This window comes from Paenibacillus sp. DP01 (assembly GCF_044784315.1).
Taxonomy (GTDB): domain Bacteria; phylum Bacillota; class Bacilli; order Paenibacillales; family Paenibacillaceae; genus Paenibacillus; species Paenibacillus polymyxa.
The window spans coordinates 3,191,922-3,208,621 of sequence record NZ_CP173059.1 but is presented as its reverse complement, the minus strand read 5'-3'; the positions used below and the strand labels follow the sequence as shown (position 1 = coordinate 3,208,621).

14 protein-coding genes and 2 pseudogenes are annotated in these 16,700 nt (G+C 43.3%); 12 read left to right on the top strand and 4 right to left on the bottom strand.

The window, feature by feature from the left end; translation table 11 throughout:
* Window positions 1–36 precede the first annotated feature (36 nt).
* The 8 genes from ACH59B_RS14065 (at window position 37) to glnA (ending at window position 9,925) form a co-directional block, all read left to right on the top strand.
* Window positions 37–2,697: a PBP1A family penicillin-binding protein gene (locus ACH59B_RS14065; protein WP_016822096.1), complete on the top strand. Its 2,661-nt coding sequence runs from the start codon at window positions 37–39 to the stop codon at window positions 2,695–2,697.
* A gap of 165 nt (window positions 2,698–2,862) precedes the next feature.
* On the top strand, window positions 2,863–3,420 hold the full coding sequence (locus ACH59B_RS14060) for a DUF402 domain-containing protein (protein WP_013371544.1): 558 nt from the start codon (window positions 2,863–2,865) through the stop codon (window positions 3,418–3,420).
* Window positions 3,417–4,112, top strand: a complete 696-nt coding sequence (locus ACH59B_RS14055; protein ID WP_016822095.1) for a YdcF family protein — start codon at window positions 3,417–3,419, stop codon at window positions 4,110–4,112. Before ACH59B_RS14060 ends, ACH59B_RS14055 begins: the two co-directional genes overlap by 4 nt.
* Before the next feature lie 114 nt (window positions 4,113–4,226).
* Window positions 4,227–5,210 carry an AAA family ATPase gene (locus tag ACH59B_RS14050; protein ID WP_016822094.1) on the top strand — a complete coding sequence of 328 codons (984 nt, stop codon included), beginning with the start codon at window positions 4,227–4,229 and terminating at the stop codon, window positions 5,208–5,210.
* Between the two features lie 112 nt (window positions 5,211–5,322).
* Window positions 5,323–6,609, top strand: a complete 1,287-nt coding sequence (gene hflX / locus ACH59B_RS14045; RefSeq protein WP_013371541.1) for a GTPase HflX — start codon at window positions 5,323–5,325, stop codon at window positions 6,607–6,609.
* Window positions 6,610–6,720: 111 nt separating this feature from the next.
* On the top strand, window positions 6,721–7,974 hold the full coding sequence (locus ACH59B_RS14040; protein ID WP_016822093.1) for a methionine gamma-lyase family protein: 1,254 nt from the start codon (window positions 6,721–6,723) through the stop codon (window positions 7,972–7,974).
* An 83-nt stretch (window positions 7,975–8,057) separates the two neighbouring features.
* Window positions 8,058–8,471, top strand: a complete 414-nt coding sequence (locus tag ACH59B_RS14035; RefSeq protein WP_016822092.1) for a MerR family transcriptional regulator — start codon at window positions 8,058–8,060, stop codon at window positions 8,469–8,471.
* A gap of 125 nt (window positions 8,472–8,596) precedes the next feature.
* Complete coding sequence (gene glnA, locus ACH59B_RS14030) at window positions 8,597–9,925, top strand: type I glutamate--ammonia ligase (protein WP_016822091.1); 1,329 nt, start codon at window positions 8,597–8,599, stop codon at window positions 9,923–9,925.
* 239 nt (window positions 9,926–10,164) lie between these two features.
* Here the strand turns inward: glnA and ACH59B_RS14025 are convergent, their stop codons facing one another.
* Window positions 10,165–10,386 carry a DUF6199 family natural product biosynthesis protein gene (locus ACH59B_RS14025; protein WP_016821990.1) on the bottom strand — a complete coding sequence of 74 codons (222 nt, stop codon included), beginning with the start codon at window positions 10,384–10,386 and terminating at the stop codon, window positions 10,165–10,167.
* Window positions 10,387–10,503: 117 nt separating this feature from the next.
* On the bottom strand, window positions 10,504–10,938 hold the full coding sequence (locus tag ACH59B_RS14020; protein ID WP_025365068.1) for a hypothetical protein: 435 nt from the start codon (window positions 10,936–10,938) through the stop codon (window positions 10,504–10,506).
* A gap of 320 nt (window positions 10,939–11,258) precedes the next feature.
* Between ACH59B_RS14020 and ACH59B_RS14015 the strand changes: the two genes are divergently transcribed.
* Window positions 11,259–11,483, top strand: a complete 225-nt coding sequence (locus ACH59B_RS14015) for a hypothetical protein (protein WP_025365067.1) — start codon at window positions 11,259–11,261, stop codon at window positions 11,481–11,483.
* Between the two features lie 352 nt (window positions 11,484–11,835).
* Here ACH59B_RS14015 and ACH59B_RS14010 read toward each other — a convergent pair whose 3' ends face one another.
* Window positions 11,836–12,162: a hypothetical protein gene (locus ACH59B_RS14010; RefSeq protein ID WP_025365066.1), complete on the bottom strand. Its 327-nt coding sequence runs from the start codon at window positions 12,160–12,162 to the stop codon at window positions 11,836–11,838.
* Window positions 12,163–12,320: 158 nt separating this feature from the next.
* Here ACH59B_RS14010 and ACH59B_RS14005 point away from each other — a divergent pair.
* Window positions 12,321–12,666: pseudogene (locus ACH59B_RS14005) on the top strand (hypothetical protein); the annotation flags it as partial.
* A gap of 228 nt (window positions 12,667–12,894) precedes the next feature.
* Here ACH59B_RS14005 and ACH59B_RS14000 read toward each other — a convergent pair.
* Window positions 12,895–14,103: pseudogene (locus ACH59B_RS14000) on the bottom strand (IS110 family transposase).
* Between the two features lie 361 nt (window positions 14,104–14,464).
* Here ACH59B_RS14000 and ACH59B_RS13995 point away from each other — a divergent pair.
* Together ACH59B_RS13995 and ACH59B_RS13990 are read left to right on the top strand one after the other, a co-directional pair.
* A complete protein-coding gene (locus ACH59B_RS13995; RefSeq protein WP_025365063.1) occupies window positions 14,465–15,382 on the top strand; it encodes a hypothetical protein in 918 nt (305 codons plus the stop codon).
* Between the two features lie 339 nt (window positions 15,383–15,721).
* Entirely contained in the window at window positions 15,722–16,684 is a 963-nt protein-coding gene (locus tag ACH59B_RS13990) for an ABC transporter substrate-binding protein (protein WP_025365062.1), read from the top strand.
* The last annotated feature ends 16 nt before the right edge of the window (window positions 16,685–16,700 follow it).

Below are 16,700 nucleotides of genomic sequence, written 5' to 3'. Positions count from 1 at the left end.
CGACATTATGATTATTCGCGAAAGGGAGTCAGGGGAATGCCAAACGATTCATTGTCCAGATCCGGCAATCGCAATAGAAACACATCTAAAGAGAAGCCGAAGGGCAAGAAAAAGAAAATAACAGGTAAGCGAGTTGGGTGGACGCTGTTTATTACAGCAGCATTAGCCATATTTTGCGCACTTGGTGGTTATTTATTTGTCATGGTTAATGGCGAAAAAATCTACAAAGCCAACAAGGACAAAATTACTGTGAACGAGACATCAAAGGTTTATGACCGCAACGGTGTGCTCATGGGTGAGCTGTCTGTGCAAAAAAGTGATCCTGTGAAAAGTGAAGAAATTCCGCCGTTGCTCAAAAAAGCTTTTATCGCAACCGAGGATAAGCGTTTTATGGAGCATCAAGGAGTTGATATTTGGTCTATCGGTCGGGCGGCAGTGAAGGATATCGTTGCTCGTTCTGCAGTGGAGGGCGGCAGTACGCTGACTCAGCAGTTGGCCAAAAACTTGTTTTTGACACGTGACAAAACCTTTTTCCGTAAAGCAACAGAGGTATCCATCGCAATGGCGCTGGAGCGGAATTTGACTAAAGATGAAATTATTACGCTATATCTGAATCGGATATGGTTTGGACGCTCATATTCTGGAATAAAGGCAGCGTCGGAAGGCTATTTTGGAGAGTCAGACTTAAATAAATTAAAGTTGTGGCAAGTCGCTACACTGGCGGCTATTCCGAAAGGACCCTCCAAGTATAACCCGATCAGTAACCCGGAAAACTCAAAGGCCCGGCGTGCTGTGGTTCTCCAGCTGATGTTTGAGCAGGGAATGATTGGAAAGCAGGAAATGGAAGAAGCCAAAGCTATAAATTACGATTACAAACAACCGGAAAAAGTACAAAAATATCAAAATTTTATGGAATATGTCATGGATGAGGCAGAGGATGCCTTGCCAGGAGTCAGCGGCAATGATCTGATTATTGGCGGTTATAAAATTCATACGACAATGGATGCTCAGGCTCAAAATGCGTTGGATCAAGCGATGGCGGATGATGATATGTTCGAAAAAAGTCCCGACGATCAGCCTGTCCAAGCCTCAATGGTTATTATCAATAACCAGACAGGTGGTATTGCCGCGATGGCACCCGGACGGGATTATAAAAAGGGAACCTTTAATCGTGCGACGCAGAGCCGCAGACAGCCAGGATCGGCCTTTAAGCCGATTGTAGCCTATGCGCCAGCTCTTGAATCCGGTAAATTTACGATAGATACTCCTTTGAGTAACGAACGGCAGAGTTTTAACGGATACAGTCCGAAAAACTTACATGGTTACTCTTCCACCATCAGCATGATGGATGCCATTACGAAGTCTGAAAATATACCACCTGTATGGTTGTTGAACCAAATCGGTGTGGAAAAAGGCGTTCAATTCGCCGAGAGCGTAGGCATACCGATGGACAAAAATGATCACTCGCTTGCTATCGCATTGGGGGGATTAAGCAAAGGAACAAATACTCTTGAAATGGCGCAGGCTTATAGCGCTTTTGCCAATAAAGGACAATTCCAAAAAGCTTACTCCATTAAGCAAATTAACAATAGCGATGATCAAGTGGTTTATACTCATAATGAGGAATCCAAATCTGTTATGAGTGAGAAAACGGCTTATGAAATGACAAAAATGATGCAAAATGTGGTCAATAGCGGTACAGGTCGTAAAGCACGTATCGACTGGCCTGTAGCTGGTAAAACGGGTACGACCCAAAGTGGAATCAGCGGCAACAGTGGTAACCGGGACATCTGGTTTGTCGGTTATACGCCGGAATATACCGGAGCGGTATGGATGGGGTATGACAAGCCAGATAGCAAGCATATGTTGAGAAACTCTAGCGGACAGTCGGCAGCCTTCTTCGGAAGGGTTATGGGTGAAGCACTCAAGGGACACCCAGTGACGCAATTTAGCGAGCCGAAGGGATATGAACCACCGGTTGAGGAGAAGCCAGAAGAGCCGGTTCAGGCCACCGCTCCAAGCGGACTGAGCGGGTCGTATAGTCAGGATACCCAAATTGTATCGTTGTCTTGGAATGCGGCAGAGGGAGACAATGTACAATACCGTGTTTATCGTAAAGAGTCTTCCGAAGGAAGCTTCCGGACGATTATGGAGGCGATGAGAGGCACGAGTGGTGAAGATACGTCTCCTGTAGCTGGAAAGACGTATCAATACTATGTCGTAGCTTATGGAGCGGATGGTAAAGAATCCGCAGCTTCCAACACGATTAGCGTAGAAATTCCAGCAGAAACTACTCCGATAGATCCGCAGCCAGGAAACGATCCTAATCAGGATGGAACCGTACCGGATAATGGCGAGAATATAGACGGTCAGAATGGCACGGACCAGGGGAATACACTTCCTGGAGGCACCGATAACGGTACTGGTTCTGAACAAGTTCCAACGTCTCCTGGAGTTAACAATGGAAATGGTACTGGAGGTACAGGAAACAGTAACGACAATTTTGGTAACGGAAACGATACAAATCAGGGGAATGGTCAGACGACTACACCGGATTCAGGTATAACTGATGAAAATACTATGACCAATCCAGAAAATACAGATGCATCTACCACAGGTGCTATAGTGGATGGAAATCAGGAAGGCAAATCCAACGGTCATTCCAACTCCAATCGTGGACGTCACAACCGGGATTAGCAAATATGTTTTAAATAAGATGATATTGGTTTTAAATCAAAGGTATTTTCGGACTGTTTTGACAGTCTGAAAATACCTTTTTTGCTGTAATACAAGGGTTATTTTTGAGTGTATAGTTTAAATATGGTAAGCTGGTTTTACCAATGTTGGAGAGGAACATCATTTATGAAGCGCAAATTCGGAGACCGGGCCAACTGGCGAAGAATCACCAATCGCAAGTTTGCTTGCCGGTATGTAGAAAGTGATGCGTTTACAGGATATGTGACCCTGTATACTATTTTGAGTCTCAAGGAGCCATTATGGAAAAGTTATGGTGGTCATACGTTTTGCATAGCCGATAAAGGTTATTCCTGGTTGCAATATTATCCCAAAGGTAAGCATTATGTGGTGACTGCTATGTTTGACAATCGAGAGCAAATCGTCGAATGGTACATTGATACCTGCCGAAATCAAGGAGTAACCGATCAAGGAGTTCCTTGGTTTGATGATTTGTATTTGGATGTGGTCGTGCTTAAAAACGGTGAAATCTTTCTGGTGGATGAGGATGAACTGGAGGAGGCGCTACAACGGGGGCATATTTCTACGCAAGAAGCAGAATTGGCTAACCGAACAGCGGCTGACCTGCTACATCAGATCGATGCTCACATGTTCCCCTATTTTAAAATGTCGCTGAAACACCGGGCAGAATGGTTTCATAACGGTGATTTCAAGAGAGAACGGTGAAATTTTTGCAGTGGATTAAAAGCACTAGGCCCCAACGCCATGAGCCAAAAAGCAGGCAAAGTCGCAATGGGAAAATATTTATGGTATCAAAGCGTCTCATAATTGGTTTGATGATTTTCATTTTGGTCGGATTGGTATGGGCAGGTATCCGAGTATGGAATATGAATACAGCTGCCTCTACCACTCCGCTTCAGCATGCACAAATTGGTATCGTACTAGGTGCCTCTATGTGGGGAGCTGAGCCCAGTCCTGGTTTAAAAGAAAGATTAGAAGAAGCCTTGCGGTTATATCGTAACGGGATGGTGCAGCGACTAATTGTAAGTGGAGGACTGGATCAACCTGATTTTCCGTATACGGAGGCCGAGGGGATGCAACGCTACTTGGTAGATAAAGGAGTCCCTGTGCAGCATATTGTGTTAGAAAACCAGGCAACCAGTACTTACGAAAATTTGCTCTACAGCCAGCGTATCATGAAGGAATATGGCTGGAACTCCACCGTAATCATCACACATAGCTATCACGGTCCTCGCGCGTTGGAGATTGCTCAATTTTTGAGTTTCGATCATCCCCAGCTGGCTCTGACCGAATCCAAAGTGCTGAATATGCCAATTCATCAATCAAGAGAAGTATTGGCTTACGCAAAATGGACGCTACAACGGTGGTGGATCAGTGCTCAAATTTGGATTGCCTGAATTGAGGGAAGGCTTTGTACGCGTTCTCGTTGCTTTTATGCTAATAAGGACATGCTGGACCGAATACATTAATAGGGTAAGCTGTGCCTGAAGAAATGTTGAGGTGATGGATGCATGAACGGACGGGGAATCGCCGCGGGCAAGCGGTCGGAGGAGAGACCTTCCAGACAAATCAATGTCGTGCTGCGTAGCCCGGAGCCGATCGCTTCGGTGACTGTGGACGAGACGGAAGCAGTGGCTTCGACCAAGTCGCAGGCGCTACCGCAGTATCTCAGTCTTTATCAGGAAATTCAGAAAGAACTCGATCATCTCGTCGGCTTGGATAACATCAAAGAACTGGTATTTGAGGTATATGCCTTTTTGCAAATCGCTCATATGCGCACTGATGCGGGTCTGTTGAGCAACGCACACGTATATCACATGATTTTTAAAGGAAATCCAGGTACGGGGAAAACGACAGTAGCCCGCATTATCGCTAAAATGTTGCAAAAAATGGGGGTACTGAGCAAGGGCCATCTGATTGAGGTGGAGAGAGCTGATCTGGTAGGTGAGTATATCGGCCACACCGCACAAAAAACGCGGGACCTGGTAAAGAAGTCTCTTGGCGGCGTGTTGTTCATTGATGAGGCTTACAGTTTAGCACGTGGAGGGGAAAAGGATTTCGGAAAAGAAGCGATTGATACCTTGGTGAAGGCCATGGAAGACCAAAAAAATCAATTTATTTTGATCCTCGCAGGGTATTCGGGAGAAATGGACTTTTTTTTACGGACAAATCCTGGTCTTCCTTCTCGTTTTCCAATTCAATTGGATTTTCCTGACTACACTGTGGATCAACTCATTCAAATTTCGGAGATGATGGCTAAGGAACGGGATTATATTCTCATGCCTCAGTCTATACTCAAAATGAAGGAGCATTTGCTAAATGAGCGGAATGACAGTCTCCATGCATTTAGTAATGCACGTTATGTTCGTAATGTGATCGAAAAAGCGATTCGGCACCAAGCCGTCAGGCTGCTTAATCAGTACAGGAGCGGGCAACCCGGCAAGCAGGAATTGATGACGTTGCGACCAGAGGATTTGAAAATGGACAAAAGATAGGCGATAATAGGAATCTGAATCATATCGAATTGTATGACATCGAACGAGGGCCGGCCTGACATCAGGTCGGTTTCTGTTCGAGAGTTGACATGAAAATAAAGGAGCAAACAATATGGCGAACTCCACTCATGATACACAAACCGAAATGCAGGATAAGGCGGTACTGGTCAGTCTAATTACAGATGAAGTCAAACGATCTGGCATCAATACGGAATATTCGTTGGAAGAACTGGTGAAGCTGGCTGAAACAGCGGGAGTTGAAGTGCTGAGCGTCCTCACACAAAATAGGGAATCCAAGGACTCAAAATGGTTTATTGGCAAAGGAAAAGTAGATGAATTGCGTGCAGTTGCTGAAGAATTGGGAGCGAATACAGCTATTTTTGACCAGGAGCTCTCGGGAGCTCAAGTACGAAATCTTGAAGAGAGCCTGGATCTCAAAATAATTGACCGGACACAGTTAATTCTGGATATTTTTGCTCAGCGTGCAAAGACACGGGAAGGTATTATCCAGGTTGAACTGGCGCAGTTGTCATACTTACTCCCTCGACTGTCTGGACATGGTAAAAATCTTTCGCGGCTCGGTGGCGGAATCGGAACACGTGGTCCTGGTGAAAGCAAGCTAGAGACGGACCGTCGTCACATTCGTGACCGAATCAGTGATCTGAAACGCCAACTTGAGGAAGTGACGCGTCATCGGTATTTACACAGGGAGCGTAGACAAAAGGCCGGCATCGTCCAGGTGGCACTCGTTGGCTATACAAATGCCGGCAAATCAACACTGTTGAAGCAACTGACAGCTGCCGATGTATATATTGAGAACCAACTATTTGCGACGCTTGATCCTACCTCTAGAACAATGGAACTGCCGAGTGGCAAAGAAGTTATTCTCACAGATACAGTAGGATTTATTCAAAATCTGCCTCATGATTTGGTTGCCTCTTTCCGGGCCACTTTGGAGGAGGCCAATGAGGCTCATCTCATTTTACATGTCGTGGACGCCTCCTCAGACATGCGTGACGAACAAATGAAAGTTGTAGAGTCAATCCTGCAACAGCTTGGGGCTGCGGACAAGCCTCAGATCGTATTGTTTAACAAAAAAGATGCTTGCACCCCTGAGCAATTGGAAATGCTCCCTTCTGGGGAAGGCTATTTGAAAATCAGTGCTTTTGATGAAGCAGATTTGCTACGCATTCGCGAACTGGTTCAGGAGCATCTGAGCGGTGACACACTGAGATTTCGTATTCCTGCGGAACGTGGGGATTTAACATCGGTGCTTTATCGAATTGGAGATGTACTGCTGACAGAGTATGATGGCAATGATGTCATTTATGAGGTAGAAATTCAAAGAGGAGAATACGAAAAGTATGGTCATGCGCTTAGTGAGTTCACAGAAAGTTAACATCTAATGATGTTTTTGGGTCCATAAGATGATAATGCTCATCGTTCGAATTGAATAACAATATAACATGATTAGCCTAAGGCTGCGGAAGAGAGAGGGTCAAGAAGGTAAATGGTAGTTTTTAGTCCGGAAATTCAGCAAATTCAGGAATTAGTAGAACTTAAAATACAAGAACGTATCCAGCACATAGATCATATTGTGGATGCAAATCAGTGGAAGGTCATTCAGGCCTTCCAGCGCAAGCAAGTGAGCGATTTTCATTTTGCAGGTTCAACGGGATATGCTTACAATGACCGGGGGCGTGAAGTGCTGGAAGAGGTCTATGCAGATGTGTTCGGTGCGGAGGCAGCGTTGGTGCGTCCGCATTTTGCCTCGGGAACGCATACCATCGCTACGGCTTTATTTGGTCTGCTGCGTCCAGGGGATGAGTTGTTATACATTACAGGGCGACCTTATGATACCTTACACAAAGTGATTGGTAAGCCTGGCGATGGAACAGGATCATTGCAGGACTTTGGTGTTACTTATGGAGAGACAGCGCTGACAGCAGAAGGTAAGGTGGACTGGAAAGCGGTGGAGTCCGCAATCCATGCGAACACCAAAGTGATCGGTATCCAGCGCTCACGCGGCTATGATTGGAGAGCTTCCTTTAGTGTGGCAGATATTGAAGAAATGACGGCACGGGTGAAGAAGATAAAGCCTGATGTTATTGTCTTTGTGGACAATTGCTACGGGGAATTTACTGAGAAGCTGGAACCTACCCAGGTCGGTGTCGATTTGATGGCAGGTTCGTTGATTAAAAATCCTGGTGGAGGTATTGCAGAAACGGGTGGATATATCTGCGGTAAACATCAATATGTAGAGCTGGCATCCTACCGATTAACAGCACCTGGTATTGGTGGAGAAGTAGGAGCCATGCTAGGCACTACACGGGGCATATACCAGGGGCTATTCCTTGCTCCTACATTGGTGGGGCAAGCGGTTAAAGGAAGCATATTCGCTGCTGCAGTCTTTGAAGAAATGGGGTTTGAGACCAAACCTGCTTGGCATGAAGAGCGTACGGATTTGATTCAGGCCATTTCTTTTAGCGGACCAGAACATCTAATTGCTTTTGTACAGGGCATTCAGCGCGCAGCCGCCGTGGATAGCCATGTGGTGCCAGAGCCGTGGGATATGCCGGGTTATGAGCATCCGGTTATTATGGCCGCAGGTACGTTTATACAAGGTGGAAGCTTGGAACTATCCGCAGATGCTCCGATTCGGGAGCCTTATATTGGTTACATGCAAGGGGGCTTAACCTACTCTCATGTCAAATATGGAGTACTTATGGCTCTGCAAACGATGAAAGAACGTAAATTATTGTGAGTTTTTCTAACATATCATTGACACTTTGCATCAGCTAAATGTACAATAAGGTGAATAATAGATCACTGGAAGGTTGATGACAAATGGGCGACGAAATTCGCAGAAATATGGCCTTATTTCCAATAGGTATTGTCATGAAGCTAACGGACTTGTCAGCACGTCAGATTCGTTATTATGAGCAGCATAATTTGATAGTTCCTGCCCGTACATCAGGTAACCAACGTCTTTTTTCATTCAATGACGTAGAGCGTCTGCTTGAAATTAAGGCGTTGATCGAAAAGGGTGTTAACATTGCAGGAATTAAACAAGTCATGAATCCGGTTACCAAGGAATCGGAGGAAGCTACAGTTATTACTGCAGATACGGAAGTCAAACGCCGTGAAATGTCCGATACTCAGCTTCATCGTTTGTTGAAACAACAACTTGTTGCAGGCAAAAGACCAGGACAGGTATCTTTGATCCAAGGCGAATTATCACGATTTTTCAACAATAGATAATGCTTGGACTTACCTTTTGGCATAAGGTTATTTTACTTAAAAAACGGTCTCATCATTTAAGTCTTTTATGTCATTTATGATACAGCCGATTTGCATATAGTCGTTACAGAAAGGGAGAGGTTAGTGTGAGTTATACCAGAGAAGATATCATTAGGATTGCGGAAGAAGAAAATGTTCGTTTTATTCGTTTGCAGTTCACAGATTTGCTGGGCACCATTAAGAACGTTGAAATTCCGGTTAGCCAGTTGGAAAAAGCATTGGATAACAAAATGATGTTTGACGGTTCTTCCATAGAAGGCTATGTACGTATCGAAGAATCTGACATGTACTTATATCCAGATTTGGACACTTGGGTTGTATTTCCTTGGGTAACCTCAGATCGTGTAGCTCGTTTGATCTGCGATATTTACAAGCCAGACGGCTCTCCATTTGCAGGTGACCCGCGGGGAATCTTGAAACGTGTACTTAAAGAAGCCGAAGAACTGGGCTACACTTCGATGAATGTCGGACCAGAACCTGAATTCTTCTTGTTCAAAACCGATGAAAAAGGCGACCCGACCACAGAACTGAATGACCAAGGTGGATATTTTGACCTGGCTCCAATGGATCTGGGTGAGAACTGCCGTCGTGAAATTGTTCTTAAGCTTGAAGAAATGGGCTTCGAAATTGAAGCATCCCACCATGAGGTTGCACCTGGTCAGCATGAGATTGACTTTAAATATGCAGATGCAGTTAAGGCTGCCGATCAGATTCAAACATTCAAGCTTGTTGTTAAGACAATTGCTCGTCAGCATGGTTTGCATGCAACCTTTATGCCAAAACCTTTGTTCGGCGTGAATGGTTCCGGTATGCACTGCAACCAATCGTTGTTTAAGGACAATGAAAACGTATTTTATGATGAGACGGATGAACTCGGATTAAGCCAGACAGCTCGCCACTATATGGCAGGCATTCTTAAACATGCACGTGCAATGGCAGCGATCACGAATCCAACAGTAAATTCCTACAAACGCCTCGTACCAGGTTATGAAGCGCCTTGTTATGTCGCTTGGTCTGCAAGCAATCGGAGTCCGATGATTCGGATCCCCGCATCTCGTGGCCTGAGCACTCGCGTTGAAGTTCGGAACCCTGACCCGGCAGCGAATCCTTATCTAGCCCTGGCCGTAATGCTGAGAGCAGGTTTGGATGGTATTAAACGTCAGATGGCTCTGCCAGCCCCAATTGATCGCAACATCTACGTGATGTCCGAGGAAGAGCGAATTGAAGAAGGCATTCCAAGTCTGCCTGCAGACCTGAAAGAAGCTTTGTCTGAGCTTATTCGGAGCGAGGTTATCTCTGATGCACTGGGTGATCATGCTCTGGCTTACTTCTATGAGCTTAAGGAAATTGAATGGGATATGTATCGCACCCAAGTACATCAATGGGAACGTGATCAATATCTGACGCTTTACTAAAATGAGGAATCCCTTGGCGCTCTAAGCGTTGAGGGATTTTTTGTTTTGTGGGTAATGCATCATTTTCTTGGACTACGTAGTACTCCCCACAATACAACGTAGACTGGGAAGAATACAAACGCGAGCAGGGCGCAAAGAAGTGTTTAGAAACAAAAAAAGAAAAGTGTGAAATCTATGAAGCCAGTTATGGAACTGTTACTACATTCACTGGTCGAGCTCTGAAGTTTAAGGAAGTGCGATTACAGTAAGATAACCAAAAGTCCACATGCTAAGAAGAAGAACCCAAAGAGAATAGATACAGAGCCCCTAAATTTCATGTCATCAATGTAAGCATCGCTTGGTTCTGAGTCACCTTTGATCTTCCAGGCTTCGTTTGCACGCCATCCCCAAGTGGGATTCCGTTTACTTAAAATACCAAGCGAGAAAAAAATAATAGCAATAAGAATAAGCATGATCCCCATTTGATCACCCCCTTTAAGTAAATTATACCAAAAATGAACGACAGATAGAAAGCATTGTCCCCAAGAGCAGATGAAACAAAAATAAGAGGGCTTTGCCCTCCATGTTACGGTAGTATTTTAATCTGAATAAGCAACAGCATTAAAGCTTTCCATTCCTATTCGGGTAGCATCTGCTGTGCAAAATATATATAAGGTATATACCAATTCATTGGATGGTGGTAGAGGGATATTGTAATCGGATGCATTGATGGTGACAACTTGTACAGCGTTTGGGTTTACTTCGGAGACACTCACGGAGTAAAGGGCGTAAGCAACGAGCGAATCGACATCGCCTCTAACAATGGAAAAAGAAATTACGGAGTCAAATGGTGGAGTGGTAGGAAATGCAAGCTCGGCTATCCCTGTTAATTGTACACGCATGTTTTCCCCTGCACCCGTTACTTCTAAACCAAGCTCCGCGATGGCAACAGCAGTATTGGCTGGCAAGGGAATTGAGATCGTATTACCGTAACTTGCGTTTTGAGATGTTCGAGCATCTAACAATCTAGTCATGTTCTCATCTCCTTTTTGATAGTTTATGCAGAACATATTCATTGTTGAGGGCAGTGAGAATAAACATATTTTAGCCTATAGGGAGTAAAGAAGGAGAAAACAGCCTTATACAATGTTCATTGAAACAATCGTTGTAATGCTGCCGGATGCAAAGGTTTCGTCCTCTGTGAAAATTTGATTTCGATTTTAAAAATACTCCACGGATAAAAAAAAGGCGGGTACGCTTTCGGACACCCTACTTACAGTAGTGCGAAAAGGAATTTTTAATTGTATACGACTGTAAAATGTTCTTTAATGCTGCAAAGAGGGATGGAGCCAAGATGGCGGATGAGTGTGGAAAAACATGTGAATTAAGATGGGGAGCAACGACCATTCAATATGCTACAGGATTGGACGGAATTACAATGCTACTGAAAATCTGGAGCAAGCCTATTACGAGCATTTGGAAAATGAGATTGATTACGAAACTGTACCGTGCTGTTAAGATGGATGCGATGAGTGCGAGTAGCTGGATGACCATGTCTATAAAACATACCGTGAGTTAATCAACGATGGCAGAGAATTTCCTAAGCTTCTGGTTTTTGATCTCTAAGGAGGAACATCAATGACAGAACAGAGTTTCCGTTTTTATGAAAGTTAATCATATTGAGATTCATCGTGTTGGTAGAGTTGCCGTGCTTGCTATAGTGACGAGACTTATAAAATGTACGTAAATCAACTCCAAAAGATAGCGAAGGGCACCCCATGGTAAGAGCCTATACTTCTATACTATGCGCTGTACCGTTATATGTGGGTGTAGTAAGTATAGATAGGTGAGGATTAAATATGGTAGATAACAACGATAAAAAAAGTAAGCACCTATGAAAAAAAGTGCTTACTTTAGAGTTAATTTTAATATTAAGGGAACATTTTGTAAATGTAGCCTTGATATAATGGGCATACTTTATTGTTGCCTTTTTGTTGCCATTTATATAAAGAAATATTCCCTCCAAAGCCTCCTGTCATGTAAAATTTTTGAGTTGGAACTGTTGATTTTATATCCTCTTTAACCGTTGCACCTCTGATGCCACTTACCCATTTTTTGTTCCCTTGAGGCGGAGTATATGGTGACTCAGAAGAAATATTTGCTGAAGTTGGGACTGGTTCTGCAAAACTTAAAGACGGTACAGACAATGCCCCAAGAAGAACGGTGCCAGCAGCCAAAGCGATAATAGATTTTTTCAAAAGTAAAGCCTCCTTAGTTTGTTTATCTTCGTATGCAAACTATGGTGTAAGGTAATTATAGTGCTTAGATTTACATTCATCTACCAAAAATAACGATTTCAACAAATAATCACATTATATAAAGGAATGATAAATGATAAATGATGAATGATGAATGACAGTATACTGACTTAATTGGTGTAATAAAAAATTACGAATACTCACTTCAACAGTTGGAAAACCGAATGACTGCATATGATTTGCTTTCGGCGGAAGGATCGGTTGTCAAACGAGTTTCTGGTCAAGAACTGACAGCAGATGTGACAGCCAACACCGCTCTAGTTAAAGACCAGCGCTAAAGACATACCGGGTATTTAAGCTACTACATTCGCGGATAAGCGGCGCAGAGCAATTGCGAACATAGCAAACAGTTTGAAGATCAATTGCACCTTAGATTTTGTCACGACCGACTATGGACGGGGACGAAACGAGGAAGGTGAAATTGGACTAAAAATGCAGAAGTAAATAAGATCGTAAAGGCTTAAGCCTTTGCGGTCATATTTGTATTGTCTAAAGTTCTAGACTGTAAAACAAAGTAATAGTCTGACGATGCTTCATTAAGCTATACCAGCTAATAGCTTGTCAAGATTACCAGTAAAGTGATTCTAAATCATGTGGTATAGTTAAAATGAGCATGCCAAATAACCCTCCAATTTCCGTTGTGTCTTGGAAGGTTATGCCAATGATAATCTTTTAAATTGGACGAAATTCCTTCTTGTTTTTCAAGATTGCATAAAGCCAATGGATGAGCTTATTTGCACATGCGATTAGAGCTACTTTATGTGGTTTTCCTTCTGCTCTCTTGCGATCATAGAACGCTTTGAGTCGCATATTTCGGGAGCGTATAAGCCCACACTGGACAGCCATTACCAGTGCGTAATGCAACTGCCTGGAACCACGTTTCGTGATTCGGTTTCGAGTTGCTGTAAATTTACCGGAAGCAAAGATACTCGGGTCAATGCCTGCAAAAGCCACTAGCTTTTTAGGATGATCAAATCGGTCGACTTCTCCAATTTCAGATAAAATTGTTGCAGCAATTTTATGCCCAATACCGGGAATCGACTGAATTAATTCATACTCTTCAATTTCTTCAGCCAGAGCATCTATGTTCTGTTCCAGTTCAGCAAGATGCTCTTAGTACTGAAGAATAAGGGTAATAAGAACTTTCAAATTGATTAAGTGGCTTGCATACATGGTTTGCTGAAATGGGTTTTGCTTTGCCGCGTCTAGCAGTCGCTGAACCCGTTGGTTAATCCAGCCCTCTGAACGCCCCCGTTTCGAAGAAAGTAGTTCTTTCATCTTAGCTTTGAGTGTAATTTCATCCGTCTGCAAAACTGAATATGAGGTTGGAAATTTACTTAAAAACCGTAGTGAAATACGGGAATACATAGCTCCAAAGACGCCTTTGTAAGCTGGGAAAACCTGATCTAAAACGGCTTGGAATTGCAGCTTCGTCTGTACACACATCTTTGAAAGGGACTCATACTGTCTTGTAAGATAGCGCAGATTGAGAAGTTGCACACCTCTTTTTTTAAAAGGTTCAAACTCTTCCTTGTAGTACAACTCTCCCAATAGGTAAGCGTCCGCAGCATCCGTCTTTACTTTACGAAGTTGAGACTTTCTAAGCCGATTTGAGATGAGCGGATTAATGATAATGTAAATGTAGTGATGTTCTTCTAGGAACTGAACAACGGGACTTTGGTAATGGCCGGTTGCTTCTAGAATAAGCAGAGGACGTAGTTTGGATGCAGTCTCAACATCCTTCAAAACTTGATGTAAATTTGCTAGGCCATCACGAGTGTGCTCGAAGTGGAATGTCCCTCTGAAGGGCTTTCCGCGCGCTAAAAAGGCTTGTCCATGACTTTCTTCTTTTGAAATATCTAGACCGACAACTGGATTCATTTCATCTCTCCCTGTAAGTTTAGGTTCCCCGGCATCCCTAAGGTTCTTCTTGTCGCTCCATAGCATCGCTTGTTATACGGGATCTTACGTTCCAACCAGCCTCAATCATGGTCATGACAAGTAGGGCGAACACTATAGCGCTCGGGATCAAGTCCCACGGGCAGGTACGTTCGACCAGGCTACCTTAATCCTCTATGCAAATGAAAAAAGGATCAACCAGAAAGAACTGGTTGATCTCATAATACGAACGGGCAGGATAGTTTAATAACATATCGAATTTTTTAAAAGTGGATGGTTATACGAAGTAAGGCGTTGCTTAACTGAAGCGTGAAGTAGAGATAATCAAAAAGGAGGTGCCCAGATGGAAACAAATCAAAATATTCGTTTAGCAATCGAAGAATCTATACAGTTCCTTGAATCTACTTCGCATTTGGGGATGACTCACGGCGAGTGCAGCCGTCGAAAATGGGATGGAGCTTGGTGGCATATGGCTGCTCTTTATGAAATGGGAGAGGTGAAACTAATTCCCGAGTCTGCTATTGTCGGAGCAAAATATTTACTCGAAACTCAGGTCTGGCCGACCTTCATCATAACCGCCGATGACCATCCAACAAGTGAAAGTGATAAGATGAAGTTGGATTGCTGCCATTGTGAACTTGCCGTATACTATATGATTCTAATGGCGTATGGCTGTGATTTGGACAAGGAACTGCCTTGGATTCGCGAATGGCTCTTAAAGCATCAGTTACCTGATGGCGGGCTGAACTGTGACCCTGAAGCTTATACTCATTCTAAAAAGAGCTCTATTGTTTCAACACTTCCTCCGCTTGAAGCTATCTTATGGCATACAGATCGTGAATTTACTGAACAGGAAGCCGTTTTCTTAGATGAAGGAGCACGTTATTTAATTGAGCATCGTCTTGTATGTTCTAAACAAAATAGAAGCGTCATTGATATGGAATGGCTGAAGCCTTGCTTTCCGAGGTTTTTTGAATATGATATATTACGCGGTATGTCCTTCTTGGCAGAATGGTCCCGACGTAGGAACAAAACGCTGCCGGTCGGGCTGCTTATTGAAGGATTGGAACGATTGAACATCTTCAAGGAAACAGGAGGCTTGCGAATCGGTAGACAAGTCTTTGATCCACAAGGCCCGTGGGGTGGACAACCCTTTCCCTTGTTAGAAGCAGTAGCTGGCATTGGTGACGTTTCGCCTTATTTAACCAGACAGTTGGATCGAGTTATCGAACGATTGGGATCGGAGTATACCTATGCATAAAGACTTCCTTTAGAAAGGATCTCATGTTGGAAGAGGAACGGACCATGATGAGGAAGGCTTAGAGGGGAAAGTTACCGTAAAACGGGAAGCAAAAGAAGAGGCTTTGTTGAGGTAGCTCAATAAACTAAACCATGAGGATTTGTTAAAATATATCTCATTCGTATCTGTTTAGTTATAAATGAAATAAAAGAACAGATGTTTTGTGTGGGACGATCATTGACATTTTTCCAAATAAACCGTTGCGTTTTTTTCATTGATTCCCCTTTTCACACAACCTATAATAATGCCTTAAATGATAATCATTTTCAATTATTAGAGAGAAGGAAAGGGGCAACAAGTGTGAAGAAACAACGTGGAAAGCAAATTATACTCTGGGTAGGGAGTTTCCTCCTGTTGTTGATAATATCGGCATGCAGTACTTCTAATGCTAATAGCAGCGTGTCTGATGAACAGAAAGAGGAAAGTGAGAAAACTGTTCAATATACAACGATAACAGGTAAACAGGTTGAAATACCTGCAGATCCCAAACGAGTGGTTTATATTGGCCAGACAATTGGTGATTTCTTGGCGATGGGCATCCCGGTTGTTGGTAATAACCTTCCCCAAGATATTCCTAGTTACTATGAAGGTAGACTTGAAGGAATCGTTGATGTTGGAAACCCGGGTGACTTAGAGACGATTCTGAGTTTAAAACCCGATCTGATTATTAATGGTTATTACAAAGCAGAAGCAGATCATAATGAGGCATTGTCGAAAATTGCTACTACTATCCCCTTTAACCCGGCTCTTCCTTATACAGAACGTGTAAAGGAGATGGGAAATATCTTTGGCAAACAGGAAGAGGCAGCTCAATTGATTGCTAAGTATAAAGAACAGTCGAAAGAAATGTTTGATAAATTTCAATTAGCAGACGGGGAGACAGCAACAATTTTCTACCAGTTGGGTAAAACTCTTTATGTTATGGGCGATCGTAGCCTGGGTGCTATTATTTATGGGGAGAACGGTTTTGCCGTCCCACCAGCTGTAAAGAAGAATATTCTTGATAAAGAAGGCGTGTCTTTCGTTAATATTTCAGAAGAAGTGCTTTCAGAATTTGCTGGTGATCATTTGTTTGTAGTTGTACAAGATGATGGTGAAAGTAAAACAGAAGCTGACCGACTGCTCCAAAGACCGATATGGGCAACTTTGCCTGCAGTTCAAAAGGGAAATGTTCATGTTATTCCCAGTGAATGGAATACAGATAATTTGTTAGCTTTGGAGCAATTGTTTAAACAGATGCCACAATGGATGGAACAACAGTAAGTAATTATTTTGGCAC

What these genes read in the sequence shown, in the direction of transcription:
- ACH59B_RS13995 (WP_025365063.1), top strand. Translation starts at nt 14,465, where the DNA reads ATGGAAACAAATCAAAATATTCGTTTAGCAATCGAAGAATCTATACAG.
- ACH59B_RS14020 (WP_025365068.1), bottom strand. Translation starts at nt 10,938, where the DNA reads ATGACTAGATTGTTAGATGCTCGAACATCTCAAAACGCAAGTTACGGT.
- ACH59B_RS14025 (WP_016821990.1), bottom strand. Translation starts at nt 10,386, where the DNA reads ATGGGGATCATGCTTATTCTTATTGCTATTATTTTTTTCTCGCTTGGT.
- ACH59B_RS14050 (WP_016822094.1), top strand. Translation starts at nt 4,227, where the DNA reads ATGAACGGACGGGGAATCGCCGCGGGCAAGCGGTCGGAGGAGAGACCT.
- ACH59B_RS14015 (WP_025365067.1), top strand. Translation starts at nt 11,259, where the DNA reads ATGGCGGATGAGTGTGGAAAAACATGTGAATTAAGATGGGGAGCAACG.
- ACH59B_RS14035 (WP_016822092.1), top strand. Translation starts at nt 8,058, where the DNA reads ATGGGCGACGAAATTCGCAGAAATATGGCCTTATTTCCAATAGGTATT.
- ACH59B_RS14060 (WP_013371544.1), top strand. Translation starts at nt 2,863, where the DNA reads ATGAAGCGCAAATTCGGAGACCGGGCCAACTGGCGAAGAATCACCAAT.
- ACH59B_RS14065 (WP_016822096.1), top strand. Translation starts at nt 37, where the DNA reads ATGCCAAACGATTCATTGTCCAGATCCGGCAATCGCAATAGAAACACA.
- hflX (WP_013371541.1), top strand. Translation starts at nt 5,323, where the DNA reads ATGGCGAACTCCACTCATGATACACAAACCGAAATGCAGGATAAGGCG.
- ACH59B_RS14040 (WP_016822093.1), top strand. Translation starts at nt 6,721, where the DNA reads ATGGTAGTTTTTAGTCCGGAAATTCAGCAAATTCAGGAATTAGTAGAA.